The 19,311-nt window shown below is 62.2% G+C and carries 21 protein-coding genes; 19 read left to right on the plus strand and 2 right to left on the minus strand.

Going from position 1 to position 19,311, the window contains the following annotated elements:
* Positions 1-31: 31 nt before the first annotated feature.
* The 5 genes from AB4048_RS20030 (at position 32) to AB4048_RS20050 (ending at position 5,050) form a co-directional block, all read left to right on the plus strand.
* Positions 32-724, plus strand: a complete 693-nt coding sequence (locus AB4048_RS20030) for a glutathione S-transferase family protein (protein ID WP_442203807.1) — start codon at positions 32-34, stop codon at positions 722-724.
* Between the two features lie 12 nt (positions 725-736).
* Entirely contained in the window at positions 737-1,903 is a 1,167-nt protein-coding gene (queG, locus tag AB4048_RS20035) for a tRNA epoxyqueuosine(34) reductase QueG (RefSeq protein ID WP_442203741.1), read from the plus strand.
* Positions 1,894-2,766, plus strand: a complete 873-nt coding sequence (locus AB4048_RS20040) for an SDR family oxidoreductase (protein ID WP_442203742.1) — start codon at positions 1,894-1,896, stop codon at positions 2,764-2,766. The genes queG and AB4048_RS20040 overlap by 10 nt, the downstream gene beginning before the upstream one ends.
* Positions 2,767-3,260: 494 nt before the next feature.
* Positions 3,261-3,623, plus strand: a complete 363-nt coding sequence (locus AB4048_RS20045) for a septal ring lytic transglycosylase RlpA family protein (RefSeq protein WP_442203743.1) — start codon at positions 3,261-3,263, stop codon at positions 3,621-3,623.
* Between the two features lie 140 nt (positions 3,624-3,763).
* Positions 3,764-5,050 carry an RsmB/NOP family class I SAM-dependent RNA methyltransferase gene (locus AB4048_RS20050; RefSeq protein ID WP_442203744.1) on the plus strand — a complete coding sequence of 429 codons (1,287 nt, stop codon included), beginning with the start codon at positions 3,764-3,766 and terminating at the stop codon, positions 5,048-5,050.
* A 41-nt stretch (positions 5,051-5,091) separates the two neighbouring features.
* Here the strand turns inward: AB4048_RS20050 and AB4048_RS20055 are convergent, their stop codons facing one another.
* Positions 5,092-5,595 carry an HPP family protein gene (locus AB4048_RS20055; protein WP_442203745.1) on the minus strand — a complete coding sequence of 168 codons (504 nt, stop codon included), beginning with the start codon at positions 5,593-5,595 and terminating at the stop codon, positions 5,092-5,094.
* A gap of 213 nt (positions 5,596-5,808) precedes the next feature.
* Here AB4048_RS20055 and AB4048_RS20060 point away from each other — a divergent pair, with 213 nt between their 5' ends.
* The 7 genes from AB4048_RS20060 to guaA all read left to right on the plus strand — a co-directional run bounded on the left by AB4048_RS20060 (position 5,809) and on the right by guaA (position 13,737).
* Positions 5,809-7,092 (plus strand): imelysin family protein, encoded by a 1,284-nt coding sequence (locus tag AB4048_RS20060; RefSeq protein WP_442203746.1) that lies wholly within the window; start codon positions 5,809-5,811, stop codon positions 7,090-7,092.
* Between the two features lie 86 nt (positions 7,093-7,178).
* Positions 7,179-8,672 carry a di-heme oxidoreductase family protein gene (locus AB4048_RS20065; protein ID WP_442203808.1) on the plus strand — a complete coding sequence of 498 codons (1,494 nt, stop codon included), beginning with the start codon at positions 7,179-7,181 and terminating at the stop codon, positions 8,670-8,672.
* The gene (locus AB4048_RS20070; RefSeq protein ID WP_442203747.1) at positions 8,672-9,766 is read left to right on the plus strand and encodes an imelysin family protein; all 1,095 of its coding nucleotides are present in this window, start codon (positions 8,672-8,674) and stop codon (positions 9,764-9,766) included. The genes AB4048_RS20065 and AB4048_RS20070 overlap by 1 nt, the downstream gene beginning before the upstream one ends.
* Position 9,767: 1 nt before the next feature.
* A complete protein-coding gene (locus AB4048_RS20075; protein WP_442203748.1) occupies positions 9,768-10,856 on the plus strand; it encodes a DUF1513 domain-containing protein in 1,089 nt (362 codons plus the stop codon).
* Positions 10,857-10,971: 115 nt separating this feature from the next.
* The gene (locus AB4048_RS20080; protein WP_442203749.1) at positions 10,972-11,421 is read left to right on the plus strand and encodes a PaaI family thioesterase; all 450 of its coding nucleotides are present in this window, start codon (positions 10,972-10,974) and stop codon (positions 11,419-11,421) included.
* Positions 11,418-12,059 (plus strand): 5'-methylthioadenosine/S-adenosylhomocysteine nucleosidase, encoded by a 642-nt coding sequence (locus AB4048_RS20085; protein WP_442203750.1) that lies wholly within the window; start codon positions 11,418-11,420, stop codon positions 12,057-12,059. Before AB4048_RS20080 ends, AB4048_RS20085 begins: the two co-directional genes overlap by 4 nt.
* Positions 12,060-12,174: 115 nt before the next feature.
* Positions 12,175-13,737 carry a glutamine-hydrolyzing GMP synthase gene (guaA, locus tag AB4048_RS20090; protein WP_442203751.1) on the plus strand — a complete coding sequence of 521 codons (1,563 nt, stop codon included), beginning with the start codon at positions 12,175-12,177 and terminating at the stop codon, positions 13,735-13,737.
* Positions 13,738-13,848: 111 nt separating this feature from the next.
* Here guaA and AB4048_RS20095 read toward each other — a convergent pair whose 3' ends face one another.
* Positions 13,849-14,400, minus strand: coding sequence for a methylated-DNA--[protein]-cysteine S-methyltransferase (locus AB4048_RS20095; RefSeq protein ID WP_442203752.1), 552 nt, complete (start codon positions 14,398-14,400; stop codon positions 13,849-13,851).
* Between the two features lie 250 nt (positions 14,401-14,650).
* Here AB4048_RS20095 and AB4048_RS20100 point away from each other — a divergent pair, with 250 nt between their 5' ends.
* From AB4048_RS20100 to AB4048_RS20130, 7 genes are all read left to right on the plus strand, one after another.
* The gene (locus AB4048_RS20100; protein WP_442203753.1) at positions 14,651-15,271 is read left to right on the plus strand and encodes a 2'-5' RNA ligase family protein; all 621 of its coding nucleotides are present in this window, start codon (positions 14,651-14,653) and stop codon (positions 15,269-15,271) included.
* A 102-nt stretch (positions 15,272-15,373) separates the two neighbouring features.
* Entirely contained in the window at positions 15,374-16,435 is a 1,062-nt protein-coding gene (locus tag AB4048_RS20105; RefSeq protein WP_442203754.1) for a peptidase M14, read from the plus strand.
* A 5-nt stretch (positions 16,436-16,440) separates the two neighbouring features.
* Positions 16,441-16,791: an ArsC family reductase gene (locus AB4048_RS20110; RefSeq protein ID WP_442203755.1), complete on the plus strand. Its 351-nt coding sequence runs from the start codon at positions 16,441-16,443 to the stop codon at positions 16,789-16,791.
* 41 nt (positions 16,792-16,832) lie between these two features.
* The gene (locus tag AB4048_RS20115) at positions 16,833-17,264 is read left to right on the plus strand and encodes a putative toxin-antitoxin system toxin component, PIN family (RefSeq protein ID WP_442203756.1); all 432 of its coding nucleotides are present in this window, start codon (positions 16,833-16,835) and stop codon (positions 17,262-17,264) included.
* Position 17,265: 1 nt separating this feature from the next.
* On the plus strand, positions 17,266-17,499 hold the full coding sequence (locus tag AB4048_RS20120; RefSeq protein ID WP_442203757.1) for a ribbon-helix-helix protein, CopG family: 234 nt from the start codon (positions 17,266-17,268) through the stop codon (positions 17,497-17,499).
* A gap of 6 nt (positions 17,500-17,505) precedes the next feature.
* Positions 17,506-17,979 (plus strand): Cys-tRNA(Pro) deacylase, encoded by a 474-nt coding sequence (gene ybaK / locus AB4048_RS20125; protein ID WP_442203758.1) that lies wholly within the window; start codon positions 17,506-17,508, stop codon positions 17,977-17,979.
* A gap of 72 nt (positions 17,980-18,051) precedes the next feature.
* Positions 18,052-19,308: an aminopeptidase gene (locus tag AB4048_RS20130; RefSeq protein ID WP_442203759.1), complete on the plus strand. Its 1,257-nt coding sequence runs from the start codon at positions 18,052-18,054 to the stop codon at positions 19,306-19,308.
* Positions 19,309-19,311: the final 3 nt, after the last annotated feature.

Below are 19,311 nucleotides of genomic sequence, written 5' to 3' on the forward strand. Positions count from 1 at the left end.
GGTCGTTGCCAATCGCAAAATCCAGGTCTCCATGCCAACGCTTTACCATCACCCCATGTCCACCGCCTCACGGTTCGTCCGTCTGATCCTGACGGAATACGGCTATCAGACGGAACTGCTCGAGGAACAGACCTGGGAGAAGCGGCGCGACTTTCTGGCGCTCAATCCGGCGGGCACCCTGCCGGTCTACGTCGATGACAGCATGCGCGCGCTCTGCGGCGCGTCGGTCATTTCCGAGTTTCTCGACGAAACACACGGCGTCCTGAAGCGCGACCGGCGGCTTCTGGCGGAAGATCCGTTTCAGCGGGCCGAAATCCGGCGGCTGACGGAATGGTTCATGCAGAAGATGGAACAGGACGTCACCCGGCCGCTCGCCCGCGAGCGCGTCTTCAAGCTGCAGATGACGGCAGAACAGGGCGGCGGCGCGCCGGATTCGAAGATGATGCGCACGGCGCGCGCCAATATCCGCCAGCATATGAAGTATCTCACCTGGCTCGCCGGCTCCCGTCAGTGGCTGGCTGGCGACCGCTTGAGCTACGCCGACCTTGCCGCGGCGGCCTCGATCTCGGTGCTCGACTATCTTGGCGAAATCGACTGGCCGGAATCGCCGGTCGTCAAGGATTGGTACCAGCGGCTGAAGTCGCGCCCTTCGTTCCGGCCGCTCCTGGCCGAGCGCGTGCGCGGCGTCACACCGGTTTCCCACTACGCGGATCTGGATTTCTGACGAGGGCTTGAGATGCCCGACGAACCGACAGAAGAAAAGAAGCACAAACGGCGGCAGACGCTGACCGCTTTCCTGCGCGGCGAGGCAGCCGCACAGGGCTTCGATCTCTGCCGCGTCACACGGCCCGATTCTACCCCTGAGGCCCGGCCCCGACTTGATGCTTTCCTCGATGAGGGTCTGCACGGTACGATGAACTGGATGGCGGAGACGCGGGAGCGCCGCGGCGATCCCCGCGTCCTATGGCCGGACGTGCGTTCGATCGTCGTGCTTGGCCTCAACTATGGCCCCGAAGCCGATCCGCGCGGCATTCTGGAAAAGCCTGACCGCGCTGCAATATCGGTCTATGCGCAAAACCGAGACTACCACGACGTCATCAAGGGCCGCTTGAAAGAGATCGCCACGCGCTTTGCCGCCCGCTCCGGCGAGGACGTGAAGGTTTTTGTCGATACGGCGCCGGTGATGGAAAAGCCGCTCGCGGCCGCAGCCGGCATGGGCTGGCAGGGCAAGCACACCAATCTCGTCAGCCGCACGCATGGCTCCTGGCTCTTTCTAGGATCGATCTTCACCACGGCCGATCTCGTTGCCGACGAACCGGAAATCGATCATTGCGGCTCTTGCCGTGCCTGCCTCGATGCCTGTCCGACCGACGCTTTCCCTGAGCCCTACCGGATCGATGCGCGCCGCTGCATCTCCTACCTCACTATCGAGCATAAGGGGCCTATCGATCCTGAGCTCAGACCGCTCATCGGCAACCGGATCTACGGCTGCGACGACTGTCTTGCGGCCTGTCCCTGGAACAAGTTCGCGCAAGCCGCGTCCGAAATGAAACTCGTCGCCCGCCCGGACCTCAGGGAACCCACCATCGCCTCTCTGCTGGCGCTCGACGACGCTGCCTTCCGGACGTTCTTCAGCGGCTCGCCGGTCAAGCGCATCGGCCGTGACCGGTTCATCCGCAACGTTCTGATCGCGGCCGGCAATTCGGGCGATCGCGCCCTGATCGACCGCTGTCGGATCCTGGCGGACGACGCCTCCCCGGTTGTGCGCGCGATGGCGGTGTGGGCGCTGTCGCGATTGATGGAGGCTGGTGAACTGGAGGACTTTGCGGCAAATAGGGACGATGAAGAGGACGCAGGCGTGCGTGCCGAGTGGCGTCTGGCGGGAGTGACGCGATGCATATGATGATTTTCGGCTGCGGCTATTCGGGATCGGCGATCGCCGAAGCTTTCGCGGATCCCGACGCACGCGTTGCCGGCACCACGCGCTCTCCGGAAAAGGCTGCACTTCTAGAGAAAGCCGGCGTGCAATCCTTCGTCTTCGACGGCGAAACGATCAGCGATGCGCTGAGGGCCGAAATAGCCACCGCCACCCATCTCGTCCAGTCGATCGCGCCGGGCAGGTCCGGCGACCCCCTGATCCGCCTGCTCGGTTCTCATCTCGACGCCACCATGCCGAAGCTCGAATGGATCGGCTATCTCTCGACGGTCGGCGTCTATGGCGACCACAAGGGCGCCTGGGTGGACGAAACCATGTCGCTTCATCCGGTATCCGCCCGCTCTGTCGAGCGTGTCGAAGCCGAAGAGGCGTGGCTTTCGATCGGAGACAAGCTCGGTATCCCCGTTGCCGTTTTGCGGCTCGCCGGCATCTACGGTCCCGGCCGCAACGCCTTCTGCAATATAGAGAGAGGCACCGCGCGCCGTCTCATCAAGAAAAACCAGGTCTTCAACCGCATTCGCGTGGAAGATATCGCCGGCGCCACACGCTTTCTTGCCGACAATAGGCGCGGCGGCATATTCAACGTCACCGACGACGAACCCGGTCCGCCTCAGGACGTGATTGCCGAAGCCGCGCGGCTGATGAGCGTCGAGCCGCCTCCGGAGCAGCCCTTCGAGACGGCCGAGCTGAGCCCCATGGCCCGCTCTTTCTATGGAGAGAACAAGCGCGTTTCGAATAGGCGCCTGCGCGTCGAAGGCTTCGATTTTCAGTATCCGGACTACCGGATGTCGCTGAAAGAGCTTTGGTCCTCCGGCCGCTGGCGGGGTTGAATTCTACCCCCTATCCTTGCTGGAACAGCATCGCCGCTGCTCGGCATCACGCGCAGACACGGATGCGTGAGCCTGTCGTTTGGCACTTGCAAGCTCGTCTAAGTGCCCCATATCGAGACAATTCCAAAGGCAGAAAATTCCTACTAGCCCATATGGATTAGCTAAAAATACCCTTAATATAGCGTTAATTGCCACAAACTTTGCACAATGCGGCAGGAATTATGGCGTTCCCGCAAAATAATTTTTCGAAAATTTGTGATTTGCGACCGAGTTGCCGCAGCACGGCAAAATTCGTTCTGATTTCGACTGATTTCATTTAATTTTTTCCAATTCCCTTCCATTCATCTCGCCCTAACCATAAGCCCCGAGACATCCGGAATGTTACAGACCGTAACAGTCCGTGATCACGAGTGGCACTTTTTCGCCACGTTTCGAAGGATTGAACGCTCTCAGTAATCACGCAGGAAGTTCAACCATTTCGAGGGGAAACTGATTTGAAGAAAATCCGTCTATCTTTCGTGGTCGCGGCAACTATTGCCACCGCCTTTTCTTTCCAGCCATTGGAGGCATCAGCAGCAAACGGGTGTGGGGGCGCATCCTGGTACGGCGGCAGTTCCAAAACTGCCTCTGGGGAACGCATGAATGCCGCAACACTTACTGCGGCACACCGTTCCCTTGCTTTCGGCACGAAAATCAAAGTGACCAACAGCCACAACGGCCGCAGCGTCGTCGTTCGCGTCAATGACCGCGGTCCATTCATCCGCGGCCGCGTGCTCGATCTGTCGCGTGCCGCCGCACAGAACATCGGCATGGTTGCCTCCGGCACCGCCAAGGTCTGTTACGACGTCATAAGCTGACACGGCGCGCAATCCGGCCCGCAAAGCTTGCTCTCTCCCTCAATCGCGGTTACGACGCGATCGAGGCGTTTCAATAATCTGCCGCCATGTGCGATTTCCGTGCGGATTGATGAGGCGCCAACGACAAGCAGGAGAGACGAATGCGTTTGGGCGGCCGGCTGCAGGGAGCCATCGAGGTACTTGCCGATATCGAGGCTCGCAAGCGGCCGGTGGCAGACGCTCTCAAGGACTGGGGTCTGGCCCACCGCTTCGCCGGGTCCGGCGATCGCGCCGCGATCGGCAACATCGTCTACGACGCCTTGCGCATGCGGCTCTCCCACGCCTGGCTGATGGACGACGACAGTCCGGCGGCGCTCGGCCATGCCGTTCTCTTTCGGCAGTGGGGCGTCTCCCCCGAGGCCCTCGCCGCGGAACTGGAGGGCGACCGTTTTGCGCCCGAAGCCCCTCAGGCGGCCCTCGCAGCCTTTCACAGCCGTAACCTCGCTGACGCGCCCCTCCATGTGCAGGGCGACATCCCGGAATGGGTTCAGCCTTCCTTCGAGCGCGCTTTCCGAGCCGACTGGCTTGCGGAGGCCAAAGCGCTCACCGAACGTCCCACCCTTGATCTCAGGGCAAATGGGCTCAAAGCCAGCCGCGAGAAAGCCGTCAAGGCTTTGGAGCGTGCCGGCGCCGTTGCCTCTCCGATCGCCCGGGAGGGCATCCGCATTGCGGCCGGCGAAGGCCCCTCCCGTTTGCCCAACGTCACGGCTGAGCTTTCGTTCCAGAAAGGCTGGTTCGAAGTTCAGGACGAAGGCTCGCAGATCGTCGCCGATCTGGTCATGCCGGAGGAAGGCAGCCAGGTGCTCGACTATTGCGCCGGCGGCGGCGGCAAGACGCTCGCCATGGCGGCCGCGATGCACAACAAGGGCCAGGTGCACGCCTATGACTCGGACCGCAAGCGGCTGGCCCCGATCATCGAGCGCCTGAAACGTGCCGGCACCCGCAACGTCCAGGTGCACGACGATAGAAAAGGGCTGGCCGGGCTCAACGACCGCTGCGACCGGGTGCTCGTGGACGCGCCCTGCACCGGCACGGGCACGTGGCGCCGTCGTCCCGACACCAAATGGCGGCTGACGCAGAAGAACCTCGACGAGCGCACCGCCCAACAGCAGGACGCGCTTGGCCAAGCTTCCGCCTTCGTACGCCCCGGCGGCATGCTGATCTACGTCACCTGCTCGGTGCTGCCGGAAGAAAACGAGACGCAGGTCAATCGCTTCTGCGCCGACAATCCCGGGTACGCGATAGAGGAAGCGTTAACCTCATGGAAGACGCTGTTCGGCGCGAACGCGCCGCAGCCGCGCTCCTCCGACGGCAAGACCATTACGCTGACGCCCGCTTCCACCGATACGGATGGATTCTTTTTCTGCCGCATGCGCCGCATGGCATAAGTCCGTCCGGCGCGCGGGATGAGGCATAATGCCGCTGCCCGCTACTCCGCCCGCAGCGGATATTGCTGGCGTGGCGGAACAAGGTGGTGCAGCACGGCGATTGAAATCAGGATCAGGCCGCCCATCAAGACCACAAGAAAGAGCGTTGGCGCGGCCAGATGCGAGCCGAAAGCCACGAGCGGAACGGCGCCGGCCGGTGGATGCGTGACGCGCAGCACCAGCATGGCCGCGATCGCAAGCCCCACGGCAATTGCCGCCACCCACCAAAGTCCTGGAAAAAATGCCATCGCAAGACCGCCAATGGCGGCTGCGACCAGATAGCCCCCGAGCACGTTGGCGGGCTGCGCCAGCACGCTTTTCGGCTGTCCGAAGATCAATACCGCGGTCGCGCCGAAGGGCGCGATCAGGAGCGGAATGTCCGTGGCGATCGCAAGACCACCGACCGCCGACATGCCGATCACCGCGCCGAAGCCGGATTTCAAATGGCCATGCCAATGGCCCCTGGGTTCATGACGATGGAGAAAAGGCTTTAAATGGCGGCGCATGGATCCACTGAAACCAATGTTTGAAAATCGCTTCGCTATTTGCCGTTAGTCGGCGGCATTTTCAAGCAAATCCATTCGCCTGGTGGCCCGCTGCCAAGCAAATTCCTGCTCTTAAAACCTTTCTAAACTAGAGGATTTGACACCAGTTTCAATTTGCGCGATGAGACGAGCTGCTCGGAGGACCGCGAGGTCGACCGTCAAAGGAGAGGGACTATGAAACGGACAATCAATTTTGGCGCCGCTCTGGCGCTTGTTGCCGCATCCGCGGTCGTAACGGCGCTGCCCGTTCGGGCCGCGACCGACCCAGCCGCCGTCGTCAAGCACTATGCCGATATGGGACATGCCAAATACGAAGATGCATTGATACTTTCCAAGCGTCTGGACGCTGCCATCGACGCGCTGATCGCCGAGCCGAGCGAAAAGACGCTGAAGGCCGCGCGAGCCGCCTGGATCAAGGCGCGCGTCCCCTACCAGCAGTCGGAAGTCTATCGCTTCGGTAACCCGATCGTCGACGACTGGGAAGGCAAGGTCAACTCCTGGCCGCTGGACGAAGGCCTGATCGACTATGTCGACGCCTCCTACGGCACAGAGAGCGACGAGAACGCGCTTTACGCAGCCAATGTCATCGCCAACAAGACGATCAAGATCGACGGCAAGGATGTCGATGCCTCGCATCTGACGCCGGAATTCCTGTCCGGCACGCTGCACGGCGCGGCCAAATCCGATGCCAACGTGGCGACCGGCTACCATGCCATCGAATTCCTACTCTGGGGCCAGGATCTGCACGGCACCGGCCGAGGTGCCGGCGAACGCCCCGCGACCGACTACGACCTCAAGAATTGCACGCACGGCAACTGCGACCGCCGCGCGGAATATCTGAAGTCCGCCTCGACCCTCCTGGTTTCCGACCTCGATGAAATGACCAAGAACTGGGAGCCCGGCGGCGAGGCCACCAAGCATATCGAAGCAGATCCGAAGGCCGGTCTCGGGGCCATTCTGACCGGCATGGGTTCGCTTTCCTACGGTGAACTCGGTGGCGAGCGCATGAAGCTCGGACTGATCCTGCACGACCCGGAAGAAGAGCATGATTGCTTCTCCGACAACACCTACAACTCGCACAATAACGACGCCGTCGGCATCGCTTCCGCCTATACGGGCGAATACACCCGTATCGACGGCAAGAAGATGAAGGGCCCGTCGCTGCATGATCTCGTTGCCGCCAAGGACAAGGCGCTCGACAAGGAAATGACCGCCAAGCTCAAAGCGACGCTTGCTGCCATGCAGGCGATGGTCAAGCGCGGCGAAACGGTCGAGAAGTACGACCAGATGATCGGCGAGGGTAACGCCAAGGGCAACGCAGTCGTCCAGAAGGCGATCGACGGCCTGATCGACCAGACCAAGAGCATCCAGCGCGTCATCGCCGCGCTCGACCTTGGCACGATCAAGCTCGAAGGCTCGGACAGTCTGGACGACCCTCAGGCCGTCTTCAAGAAGTAACAAAGGAGGGCGGCGGCGCCAGCGCTGCCGCCCTAACCGCCATGATCGGCATTCCGGCCCTTTTGCGTCTTTCAGCGTTCGCCGCCATGGCACTTGCCGGAACGGTGCCGTTCGCGCTTGCCGACAGTCCGGATTTTCCAAGCCATCGTACCGATCTTGACGCAGCTGAGACGAAGCGCGTCGAGGAGGTCACGCGCCCCGCTACCGACTTTTCCAAAGCGGAAGCCTACGAGGCGATGGAGAGCGGGGCCACAACGTCGATCGCACCCGTCACCGCTGACGCATTCTCGCAGCCCTCGGCCAATCTCGGCCTCGAGCGCGAACAGAATTTCCATCTCGGCAATGCGCTCTTCCGCAAGCTCTGGATTACCGCCCCCTCGTCGACGCAGGCCTCCGATGGCTTGGGGCCGCTCTACAACGCCCGGTCCTGCCAGAGCTGCCACGTCAAGGATGGCCGCGGACATCCGCCCGACGTGAATGGGTCAGCCATTTCGATGGTTCTCAGGCTCGCGCGGCCCGCCGGCTCGGCGCAAGAGGCGGAAGCAATCAAGGACCACAGCGCCCCCAATTTTCCCGACCCGGTCTACGGCACCCAACTGCAAGATATAGCAGTCCCCGGCCTTGCGTCCGAGGGAAAGGTATCCGTCGACTACTTCGAACAAACGGTGACGCTTGCCGGCGGCGAAATTGTCAGCCTACGCAAGCCGCACTATGCGGTCGCGGACCTTGCATACGGTCCGCTCGGGTCGGACACGACACTGTCGCCCCGCGTCGCCCCGCCGATGATTGGGCTGGGGTTGATCGAGGCGATTTCCGACGCCGATATCCTTGCCCATGCCGACCCGGACGACCGGGACGGCGACGGCGTCCGCGGGCGGGCGGCAATCGTGCGCGATCATTTGAGCGGCACGATCGCGCTTGGCCGCTTCGGCTGGAAGGCTCAGAACGCCACGATCCGCGACCAGGTGGCAAGCGCGCTCGCCACCGATATCGGCATTTCCAATCCCGACCGGCCGAACGCCTTCGGTGACTGCACCGACAAGGAGCCGGCCTGCCTTGCCATGCCGACCGGCGTACAAAAACGCCTCGGCGACACGGAAGCACCCGGTCCGATCCTCGATCTCGTGACCTATTATTCGCAAAACCTCGCCGTTCCTGCCCGCCGCAAGGCAAGCTTTCCCGAAACGTTGCGCGGCAAGCGGATTTTCTACGAAAGCGGCTGCATCGCCTGTCACATGCCGAAATTCGTGACGCGCAGCGACGCCGCGGCGGAGGCGCAATCCTTTCAGCTGATATGGCCCTATTCCGACTTCCTGCTGCACGACATGGGCGACGGTCTTGCCGACGGTCAGCCGGTCGGTGTGGCAACCGGCCGCGATTGGCGAACACCGCCCCTCTGGGGTATAGGGCTCACCAAAACCGTGAGCGGCCAAACGCTCTTCCTGCACGACGGCCGCGCCCGGTCCCTCACCGAGGCCATCCTCTGGCATGGAGGAGAGGCCGAAAAAGCCCGCAACGCATTCGCATCCCTGGCGAAGGACGACAGGGACGCCCTCATCACCTTTTTGGAGTCACTGTGATGCGCCACTGGAAATCCTTGATCGCCGGGCTTCTTCTCTCCGCCTCGGCAGCGCAGCAGGCACCGGCGGCGGAGATGCTGAACGAAGCCGCCGTCCCTGATGTCATGCAGCGCGCCGTCGACGACTTCATCCGCCCCGGCTACCGCACCATGCACGAGGCTTCGGGCAAGCTGGCCTCGGCCATGAGCGGGCTGTGCGCGGCTCCCTCGCCTGAAACGCTCGCAACGGCGAAATCGGCCTTTGGCAACACCGTTGCCGCCTGGTCGCGGATCGAGATCGTCCAGACCGGCCCCGTGCTCGAAAAGAACCGTTTCGAGCACATCCTCTTCTTTCCCGATCGCAAGGGCGTGGGCATGAAGCAGGTCCAGGCGCTGATCGCCAAAGCCGATGACAAGGACGCAACCGTCGAGGCCGTTTCGAAGAAGAGCGTCGCGCTGCAGAGCCTGACGGCGCTGGAATACGTGCTGTTCGGCACCGGCGCGGAAACGCTCGTCAAGGATAAGGACGGCTTCCGCTGCCGCTACGGCGCGGCAATCGCCGGCAATATCGAACAGGTTTCCGCTCAGCTTTCCAGCGAATGGGACGATCCGAACGGCGTGCGGAAATCCTGGGCGTCACCCGGAAAGGGCAGTGACGACTTCGCCGACGGCAAGGAGGCGATCACCGCGCTTCTCGGCATCCTTGTCCACGGGGCCGGGAATGTCCGCGACCAACGTCTGGAAACCTTCTATAAGGGGGACATCGACGCGGCGCGGCCGAGGATGGCGATCTACTGGCGTTCCGGCAACACCTGGACTTCGATCACCGGCAACCTCCAAGGCCTGCAGGCGCTTTGGCAAAAGGCCGGAATGGCAGACCTGCTGCCGGCAGACCAGCATGACACCGCCGACAAGCTCGACACGCTCATGAAAACGCTGATCGCGACCGCGCCGACCATCAAGCCCGACATCGAGGCCGCACTTGCCGACACCGCCGAGCGTGCCAAGATTGACGAATTGCTTTCCGAAAGCCGGGACCTCACGACAGGCTTCAGCGACAAGTATGGTGGCGCGATCGGCCTTTCGGCGGGCTTTTCCTTCTCCGATGGGGACTGAGATGGTGCGGAGCGCCCTGATCGACCGGCGGGCCTTCGTCAAGGCGGCGGGGGCGAGCTTTCTTGCAGCGCTTGCGCCCGGCCGGCTGATGGCGCTTGAGCGCGCCGATGCGGTCTTTGCCTCCGGCCTGCGTCGGAAAGACGGCTCGTTTGCGATCGCGACCGTCTCCGAGCGCGGCGAGGCCATCGACGAAGTGACGCTGCCGGCCCGCGCCCATGGCATGGCGTACTCCAAGGCGAGTGATCACACCGTCGCATTCGCTCGGCGCCCCGGCACCTATGCGATGATCTTCGATGCCTGGCAAAAGGGCGAGCCGATCGTCATCGCTTCGCCCGAGGGCCGGCATTTCTACGGCCACGGCACCTTTTCGCCGGACGGTCGACTGCTCTATGCCAGCGAGAACGATTTCGACGGCAATCGCGGCATGATCGGAATCTACGACGCCCGCAACCGTTTTGCCCGCATCGGCGAATACGAGACATACGGCGTCGGCCCGCACGACATGACCGCTTCGGACGACGGTCGCTATCTCATCGTCGCGAATGGCGGCATCGAGACCCATCCGGATTTCGGCCGCACCAAGCTCAATCTCGACAGCATGCAGCCGTCGCTGACGCTGATCGATGCGGCAACCGGCGCGCTGATCGAGAAACACATGTTGCCGGCACGCTATGCCCAGGTCTCGACCCGGCATGTGGACGTCGACGCCGCCGGGCGGATCTGGTTTGCCTGCCAGTATGAAGGTCATCGCAACGATCTGCCGCCGCTCGTCGGGCATTTCTCGAAAGGCGAAGACCTCACCTTCGTCAGTCTGCCTGAAGACACCACCCGGGCGCTTGGCAACTATGTCGGCGCGATCGCCGTCAACCGCGCGCAAGGCCTGGTCGGCGTCACGTCTCCCGTCGGTGGCACCGCCGTTACGCTCGATGCTGCGAGCGGCCGGGTGTTGAAGGTCGAAAACGTCCCCGACGCGGCAGGCATTGCGCCTTCGGTGCGGGATTTTGCCGTCTCCTCCTATCGGGGCGGCTTCCTTGGCACGCAGAGCGATGTCGCCTGGGATCAGCATATCGTCCGGCTATCGAGGGCCTAGAAAGGTCTGCAAATCCTGCGCGTATTGCACTCCGACAGCCAATTGATATCGATGGGTTTTCGGCTTGTGGAAAGGCGTTTGCCATGCAACGTTCGCGGAATCGAGAGGGTTCGGCATGGCAGAGGAAGACAGAGACGATTTCCGGCAACGCATTCGCTGGAATTTTGAACGCCAGGCGGCGATGACGACGATCGGCGCCGAGCTGACGCGCGTCGAGCACGGCGTGGTGGAAGTGGAACTGCCGTTCGATCTTCGCCTGACACAACACCACGGCATTCTCCATGCGGGTATCATATCCGCGGCACTCGATACCGCCTGCGGTTTTGCCGCCTACAGCGTCATCGATCCGGACGCGTCGATCCTGACGATCGAATTCAAGGTCAACTTGATGTCGCCAGGGCGCGGCGACAGGTTTCTTTTTCGCGGCGAAGTCACCAAACCGGGAAGCACCATCATCGTCGCGGACGGCCGCGGCTACGCCATCGGCGACGGCCCGGTCAAGCTGATTGCGTCGATGACCAGCACGATGATGGTCGTTCGCGACCGGGAGGGGTTCAAGGGATGACGTTCGAAATGAAATCGGTCGCCGGCAAGTCGATCCTTTTCGTCATGGCGGCGGAGGCCGAATACGGGCCGCTCCTTCGCTCGCGCATCGAGCCGCTGATGACAGGCGTCGGCCCGGTCGAGGCGGCGATTGCCATGGCGCGCGCGCTTGCCGGTCTTGAGGCCCAAGGGGAGCTGCCTGATCTCGTGGTATCGCTCGGCTCGGCCGGATCGGCAAAGCTGGAGCAGACCGAGGTCTATCAGGTGACCTCCGTCGCCTACCGCGACATGGACGCGTCGCCCCTCGGTTTCGAGAAGGGCCGCACGCCGTTTCTGGATCTGCCTGCTGTCATCGATCTGCCTCTGCGCGTTCCCGGCATCGCGGAGGCCAGCCTTTCGACCGGCGCCAACATCATTTCGGGAAAGGGTGCCTACGATGCGATCGCTGCCGACATGGTCGACATGGAGACCTTCGCGATCCTGCGCGCCTGCCAGAACTGGGATCTGCCGCTGATCGGCCTGCGCGGTATTTCCGACGGCGCGGTCGAACTCCAGCACATCTCCGGCTGGACGGAATATCTGCATGTCATCGACCGCAAGCTCTCCTATGCGCTCGACGGCCTCTTCACCGCCCTCGAGGACGGTGTATTCTGGTTCTGACCCTATCCCCGCCTCTCCGAGCGACCGCCGAGGGAGGGACAATCGGGACAATAAAACCGGGCCGCGGCCCATTTCGCCGATTGAAAGCCGAAGCGCTTTTCTTTAAAGGCTCGCCATGACCCAGACAGCACATCCCGATACCGTTCTCATCGTCGATTTTGGCAGCCAAGTGACGCAGCTCATCGCACGGCGCGTGCGCGAAGCGGGTGTCTATTGCGAAATCGTCCCCTTCCAATCCGCTGCCGAAAGCTTCAAGCGCCTGCAGCCGAAAGCCGTGATCCTCTCCGGCAGCCCGGCGTCGACCGTCGAGGACGGCTCGCCGCGAGCGCCGCAGGTCATCTTCGACAGCGGTGTGCCGGTTTTCGGCATCTGCTACGGCCAGCAGACCATGTGCATGCAGCTTGGCGGCAAGGTCGAAAGCGGCCATCATCGCGAATTCGGCCGGGCCTTCCTCGACGTCAACAAGGATTGCGCACTGTTCGAAGGCCTCTGGTCCTCCGGCTCCCGTCATCAGGTGTGGATGAGCCACGGCGACCGCGTCACCGCGCTGCCTGAAGGCTTCGAGGTCATCGCGACGTCCCCGAACGCGCCCTTCGCCTTCGTTGCCGACGAGAAGCGCAAGTACTACGGCGTGCAGTTCCATCCCGAAGTCGTGCATACGCCCGATGGGGCCAAGCTGATCGGAAACTTCATCCACAAGATCGCCGGCCTCAAGGGCGACTGGACGATGTCGGCCTACCGCACCAAGGCGGTGGAAGCGATCCGCAAGCAGATCGGCGACAAGCGCGTCATCTGCGCGCTGTCGGGCGGCGTCGATAGCTCGGTCGCGGCCCTTCTCATCCATGAAGCCGTCGGCGACCAGCTCACCTGCATTCTTGTCGACCACGGCCTGATGCGCAAGGACGAGGCGGCAAACGTCGTCGCCATGTTCCGAGAGCACTACAACCTGCATCTCCTGCATGTCGACGCCTCTGACCGCTTCATCGGCGAACTCGAGGGCGTTAGCGACCCGGAAACCAAGCGCAAGATCATCGGCCGTCTTTTCATCGAGACCTTCGAGGATGAAGCCAAGAAGCTCGGCGGCGCCGACTTCCTCGGCCAAGGCACGCTTTACCCGGATGTGATCGAGAGCGTCTCCTTCACGGGCGGCCCGTCGGTCACCATCAAGTCGCACCACAATGTCGGCGGCCTGCCCGAGCGCATGAACATGCAGCTCGTCGAACCGCTGCGCGAACTCTTCAAGGACGAAGTCCGCGCGCTCGGCCGTGAACTCGGCCTGCCCGACAGTTTCATCGGCCGCCATCCTTTCCCCGGCCCGGGCCTAGCGATCCGCTGCCCAGGCGGCATCACCCGCGAAAAGCTGGCGATCCTGCGCGAAGCTGATGCCATCTATCTCGACGAGATCCGCAAGGCCGGGCTCTACGACGCCATCTGGCAGGCCTTTGCCGTGCTGCTGCCGGTGCAGACGGTCGGCGTCATGGGCGACGGCCGTACCTACGAATTCGTCTGTGCCCTTCGCGCCGTCACCTCCGTCGACGGCATGACCGCGGATTTCTACCACTACGACATGGATTTCCTCGGCCGCGCGGCAACCCGCATCATCAACGAAGTCCGCGGCATCAACCGCGTCGTCTACGACGTCACGAGCAAGCCGCCCGGCACGATCGAGTGGGAGTAATCTCTAGGCCGGTTCCGTTTTTCTTCGAAACACGTAACCGGTCTATCTGTTTATTTTCACGAAATTCGGGACGGAAAACCGCGTCACACCTTTCCTGAATTGCTCTTGGGCCTAAAATCCCAGCGACTGTTGTGCGGGTTCAGGCGGTCCTATGTGCACGCCTTCCAGTTCCAGCATGCGGAGCTTCGCAGTGGAACCGCCGGGGGCTGAGAAGCCGCCGATCTTGCCGCCGGCGGCGAGGACGCGATGACAGGGGATGATCAGCGCGACGGGGTTCTTGGCCATCGCCTGGCCCACATCGCGCGCGGCTTCCGGTCCGGCGCCGAGCGCTTTTGCCAGTGCGCCGTAGGTGGTCGTGTGACCCCATCCTATGCCCCGGGCCGCGGCGTAGACTTTTCTGAAAAATTCGTCCTGCCCGTCGAGATCAAGCGCGACCTTGGAAAAATCGGTATGCTCGCCGGCAAAGTAGCGCTTAATCGCGGCAACGGCCGCAAGCACCTCGGACCCGGCAGCGCCGGGCTCGACACTCGGCAAACGGCGCAGCAAAAGCCGTTCGGTTGCATCAGCGCTTTTCGTCGGCAACTGGAACCGCGTGATGCCGACGTCGCTCCAGGCGATACCGCAAAAACCGGCCGCGGTTTCGAAGATGAGATAGCGGTGCATTGTCCGATCCTTGAAAAAGCGTTTGCGTTTTCCTGTCTATAAAAATCGGCCCGCTTGATCCGGATTTCAACCCGTTTCTTGCGTTATGCCGTTGTCAGCATCTCGGGTCTTCCGAACCCCGTCTTCACGGAAATTAACGATAAATTAATTGTTGTGTTTTTGTTTTTGACTGTTGGCGGCGACGGCATATGATGGTGCGCGGGCTTGATGGAAGCGCCTGAGGCGTGTCCCATGGGTCACGGAGCGATCGATGCGGGAAAGCCGACACGCGCATTTTTCCTATGATCTTGGCGGTCCGCCGCAATTCCGGGAGAGTCGTCCTGCCTGGCCGCGGCGCTCAGATCTCTATTTCGCACTACTGCCAGAGCCGAGCGCCGCAACCGACGCCGAGCGGCTCGCCACGGCACTCAGCCGGCAATACCATTTGTCGGGGAGGCCATATGCGCGAGACCGGCTAAACATCTCGCTCTACGGCATCGGCGCCTTTGCGGAATTGTCGGAGGAGATCATCTTCGCGGTGATGCAGGCGGCAGCCGCGGTTCGGGCGGCGCCCTTCACCGTAACGCTCGACCGCGCCGTGAGCACCGATGAGCCCAATCACCCGCTCGTGCTTTGCGCGAGCAATGAAAACAGTGCGCTGCAGGCGCTGCATTTTCAGCTGCGCCTTTCCATGCATGGGCTCGGCCTCCATCCCACAACATTGATCCCGAGCCTTGCGCCGCATCTGACCCTGCTGTGCGACCGCCGAACCGTTCCCGACACCAACCTCGAGGCACCCGTGACCTGGACGGTGCGCGAATTCGTGCTGGTCCATAGTCTTTATGGTACCGGCAAGCATGATCAACTCGGCTGCTGGCCGCTGCTCGGCTGACGGCTTTGCACGTGCCATCGACGGCCTTCAGTGCGTTGACCGTTGCGCATCTTCACTTGCGCTTGCTATGAGCTTTCGGCAACGCATGCGGAGGAGACCGGGATGGACACCCATGAAATCGTGATTGCCGGCGATACGCCGGGCATCGAATGGCGGCTGCCCGTGCTGCGCTTCAACGGCAGCGATCCCAAGGCACCGACCGTCTACATCCAGGCCGCCCTCCACGCCAATGAACTGCCGGGAACCGCGCTTGTCCATTTTCTCTGCGAGCGGCTTCGGCAAGCGCAAGCGGATGGCGCCATCCTCGGCAATCTCACCATTGTTCCGCAGGCGAACCCCATCGGTGCGGGGCAGTGGCACTTCGGCGGCATGGAAGGTCGGTTCGATCTTGGTTCACGGACGAATTTCAATCGTGACTTCCCGCTGATCTCCGCCCGCGATGCCGACAGCCTGCTTGACGATTTCGACGATCACCGCGCGCCGGACCGGCTGAAGCGGCACCTCATGTACATGGCGCTGGGCGCAGACCTCGTGATCGACCTGCACTGCGATGACGAGTCGCTGCAGTATGCCTATATCGATGAAGCGTTCTGGCCGGAGGCAGCCGATCTGGCGGCAGCGCTCGACATGGAAGCCGTGCTGATTTCGGACGGCGAGAGTTCGGCCTTCGAAGAGGCTGTCGGCTTCGCCTGGAAATACGAGGTTCCCGGCGAAAGGAAACCACACCTGCCCGGCAAGCTGGCGGTCACCGTAGAACTGCGTGGCACCCGCGACGTCTACCCTGAAATGGCAAGGAAGGACGCGGACGGCCTCTGGCGTTTCCTCGCTGCCCGCGGCGTCGTGCGCGATCCTTCCGTCAGCCTGCCCGGCTTCTCCGGCCCCGCCGTACCCCTCGACAATATCGAAATGATCCGCGCTCCGATGGCCGGCACCGTGCTGTTCCACCGCAACGTCGGCGAACGCGTGGCCGAAGACGACCTTCTCGCCACCATCATCACCGCGCCGGGCATGCCGGACGGGACGATCGAGGTCCGCGCGCCGCAGGACGGGTTCATCGTCACCCGCGTCTCCGACCGCCTTGTCCGGCGCTCCGGTGACCTGATGAAAATCGCCTGTAACCAGCCGACCGCTGCCGCCCGCAAGCCCGGCACGCTGGAGGATTGAGCGTCATGTCGGCAACGATTTACGGAATCAAGAACTGCGACACGATGAAGAAGGCGCGCGCCTGGCTCGACGCGCATGGCGTCGCCTATCGCTTCCATGACTACAAGGCCGAAGGCATCGACCTGGCGCACCTCGAAAGCTGGAGCGAACGGGCCGGCTGGGAGACGGTTCTCAACCGCGCCGGCACGACCTTCAGGGCTCTGCCCGACACCGAGCGCGCCGATCTGACGAAGGCAAAGGCCATCGCGCTGATGCTGTCCCAGCCTTCGATGATCAAGCGCCCGGTGCTGGAAGCAGACGGCAAGCTGCTCATCGGCTTCAAGCCGGAAATCTATGCGCTCAACTTTCCGGGGTGATAAAATCTTTCGTTTTGATAGCGCATATGCTATCAAAACGAATGGCAGAAAAAGTCGTTGTTGATACCAACATATTCGTTTCGGCAATCATGAACGCCGATGGGGCACCTCGGCACATCATTCGCTTGTGCCTTGCAGAAGCCCTGATCCCTTTAATGGGAAACGCCCTTTTTGCCGAGTATGAAGACGTTTGCGGCAGAAGCGAACTCTTCGATGACCAGCTGATACCGGAGGCAGAGCGTTTTGTGTTGCTTGACGCCTTCTTCTCGAGTTGCCATTGGGTTCCCATTTACTATCTGTGGCGGCCGAACTTGAAGGATGAAGCTGATAATCATTTGATCGAGCTGGCTGTGGGTGGCGGCGCTACCGCGCTCATCACGGCAAATAAGCGGGATTTTGTGCGGACCGAACTATTGTTTCCTCAACTACGCATCTACACAGCCGGCGAATTCCTCGCTCAAAGGAGGTCTTGACGTGAGTACATTGACAATCCGCCTTCCGGCCGATCAACACGAGCGCCTCAAGGCGCTCGCCGCAGCGCGCGGTACGAGCCTCAACAAGCTCTTCGAAGAACTATCGACCAAGGCATTGACCGAATTTGACGCCGAGACGCGGTTTCTCCTGAGGGCAGCAAGCGGTAACCCGAAGAAGGGCCTTGATATTCTCGATCGACTTGATCGCGCACATTCCGAAAATCGAAGCAGTTAAGAACGAATGTCGAAAACCACCCGTGCCACGCAGGCGTTGACCAAGGCCGGCGTTGCCTTCGCCGTCCACTCCTACGACTACGACCCGAATGCCGAGCGTGTCGGCCTTCAGGCCGCCGAAGCGCTCGGCGAAGCGCCGCATTGCGTCCTCAAGACGCTGATGGCTGAGGTCGATGGCAAGGCCGTCTGCGTCGTCGTCCCCTCGGATCGCGAAGTCAGCATGAAGAAGCTTGCGCACGCCTTCGGCGGCAAGTCGGCCAGCATGATGAAGCCGGCCGACGCCGAGCGCCTGACAGGCTATCACGTCGGCGGCATCAGCCCCTTTGGACAAAGGAAGCTGGTGCCCACGGCAATCGAAGAGACGGCGATGAGCGAGGACCTTGTTTTCATCAACGGCGGGCAGCGCGGCCTGCAGGTGCGGCTTCATCCCGGCGATGCCGTAGTCGCGCTGAAGGCCTCGACCGCGTCTCTCATTGCATAAGACCCCATCGTCTTCATTTTCGCCGCAAAGGCGTTTAAGTCTTGTTCCTTCCTCCAGTACGCAGGGTTTCCCATGACGTTCGTTCCGCAATCCCACAACTATCCCATCGACGCCGCCAAGCTGGACCAGCTCGCGGAAGTGGCCGTGAAGGTCGGACTGCGGCTGCAGAAGGGCCAGGATCTGGTTATGACGGCACCGATCGCCGCCTTGCCGCTGGTGCGCCTGATCACGCGTCACGCCTATGCCGTGGGCGCCGGGCTGGTGACGACCTTCTATGCCGACGAGGACACGACGCTTGCGCGCTACGACCTCGGTCACGATGAAAGCTTCGACCGCGCGTCGGGTTGGCTCTACGAAGGCATGGCCAAGGCCTACGCCAGCGGTGCGGCCCGGCTTGCGATCGCCGGCGACAATCCGCTGCTGCTCTCGAGCCAGGACCCGGCGAAAGTTTCACGCGCCAACCGCGCCAACTCGGCCGCCTATCAGCCGGCGCTCGAAAAGATCGCCAATTTCGACATCAACTGGAATATCGTCGCCTACCCGACGGCCTCCTGGGCGAAAGTGGTTTTCCCCGATGACCCCGAGGCGATCGCGGTCGCCAAACTCGCCAAGGCGATCTTCGCCGCCTCGCGCGTCGACACGCCCGATCCCATCGTCGCCTGGGGCGAGCACAATGAGAACCTCGGCCGCCGTTCGGCCTGGATGAACGAGCATCGTTTCGCGTCCCTCCATTTCCAGGGCCCCGGCACCGATCTCAAGGTCGGGTTGGCCGATGGTCACGAATGGCATGGCGGCGCCGCGACCGCCAAGAACGGCATCACCTGCAATCCGAACATTCCGACGGAAGAAGTGTTCACCACCCCGCATGCGCTTCGCGTCGAGGGTCACGTCTCCAGCACCAAGCCGCTTTCGCATCAGGGCACCCTGATCGACAACATCCAGGTGCGCTTTGAAGGAGGCCGCATCGTCGAGGCGAAGGCGACACGCGGCGAAGAGGTGCTGAACAAGGTGCTCGACACCGACGAAGGCGCGAGGCGCCTCGGCGAGGTGGCGCTGGTGCCCCATTCCTCACCGATTTCGGCGAGCGGCATTCTCTTCTACAACACGCTTTTCGACGAAAACGCCTCCTGCCATATCGCGCTCGGCCAGTGCTACTCCAAGTGCTTCGTCAACGGCGCAAGCCTGACCCCTGACCAAATCAAGGCGCAGGGCGGCAATTCGAGCCTCATCCACATCGACTGGATGATCGGTTCCGGCAAGGTCGACATCGATGGCGTGACGGCCGACGGCGCACGCGTCCCTGTCATGCGCCAGGGCGAATGGGCCTGACCG

Origin of the sequence: Rhizobium sp. RAF56 (assembly GCF_052113965.1) — a bacterium.
GTDB lineage: Bacteria > Pseudomonadota > Alphaproteobacteria > Rhizobiales > Rhizobiaceae > Rhizobium.

Coding starts and splice junctions, on each gene's coding strand:
- AB4048_RS20105 (WP_442203754.1), top strand. CDS start 15,374: ATGGACACCCATGAAATCGTGATTGCCGGCGATACGCCGGGCATCGAA.
- AB4048_RS20115 (WP_442203756.1), top strand. CDS start 16,833: ATGGCAGAAAAAGTCGTTGTTGATACCAACATATTCGTTTCGGCAATC.
- AB4048_RS20055 (WP_442203745.1), bottom strand. CDS start 5,595: ATGCGCCGCCATTTAAAGCCTTTTCTCCATCGTCATGAACCCAGGGGC.
- ybaK (WP_442203758.1), top strand. CDS start 17,506: ATGTCGAAAACCACCCGTGCCACGCAGGCGTTGACCAAGGCCGGCGTT.
- AB4048_RS20095 (WP_442203752.1), bottom strand. CDS start 14,400: ATGCACCGCTATCTCATCTTCGAAACCGCGGCCGGTTTTTGCGGTATC.
- AB4048_RS20110 (WP_442203755.1), top strand. CDS start 16,441: ATGTCGGCAACGATTTACGGAATCAAGAACTGCGACACGATGAAGAAG.
- AB4048_RS20050 (WP_442203744.1), top strand. CDS start 3,764: ATGCGTTTGGGCGGCCGGCTGCAGGGAGCCATCGAGGTACTTGCCGAT.
- AB4048_RS20065 (WP_442203808.1), top strand. CDS start 7,179: ATGGCACTTGCCGGAACGGTGCCGTTCGCGCTTGCCGACAGTCCGGAT.
- queG (WP_442203741.1), top strand. CDS start 737: ATGCCCGACGAACCGACAGAAGAAAAGAAGCACAAACGGCGGCAGACG.
- AB4048_RS20070 (WP_442203747.1), top strand. CDS start 8,672: ATGCGCCACTGGAAATCCTTGATCGCCGGGCTTCTTCTCTCCGCCTCG.
- AB4048_RS20075 (WP_442203748.1), top strand. CDS start 9,768: ATGGTGCGGAGCGCCCTGATCGACCGGCGGGCCTTCGTCAAGGCGGCG.
- AB4048_RS20040 (WP_442203742.1), top strand. CDS start 1,894: ATGCATATGATGATTTTCGGCTGCGGCTATTCGGGATCGGCGATCGCC.
- AB4048_RS20100 (WP_442203753.1), top strand. CDS start 14,651: ATGCGGGAAAGCCGACACGCGCATTTTTCCTATGATCTTGGCGGTCCG.
- AB4048_RS20030 (WP_442203807.1), top strand. CDS start 32: ATGCCAACGCTTTACCATCACCCCATGTCCACCGCCTCACGGTTCGTC.
- AB4048_RS20060 (WP_442203746.1), top strand. CDS start 5,809: ATGAAACGGACAATCAATTTTGGCGCCGCTCTGGCGCTTGTTGCCGCA.
- guaA (WP_442203751.1), top strand. CDS start 12,175: ATGACCCAGACAGCACATCCCGATACCGTTCTCATCGTCGATTTTGGC.
- AB4048_RS20085 (WP_442203750.1), top strand. CDS start 11,418: ATGACGTTCGAAATGAAATCGGTCGCCGGCAAGTCGATCCTTTTCGTC.
- AB4048_RS20080 (WP_442203749.1), top strand. CDS start 10,972: ATGGCAGAGGAAGACAGAGACGATTTCCGGCAACGCATTCGCTGGAAT.
- AB4048_RS20130 (WP_442203759.1), top strand. CDS start 18,052: ATGACGTTCGTTCCGCAATCCCACAACTATCCCATCGACGCCGCCAAG.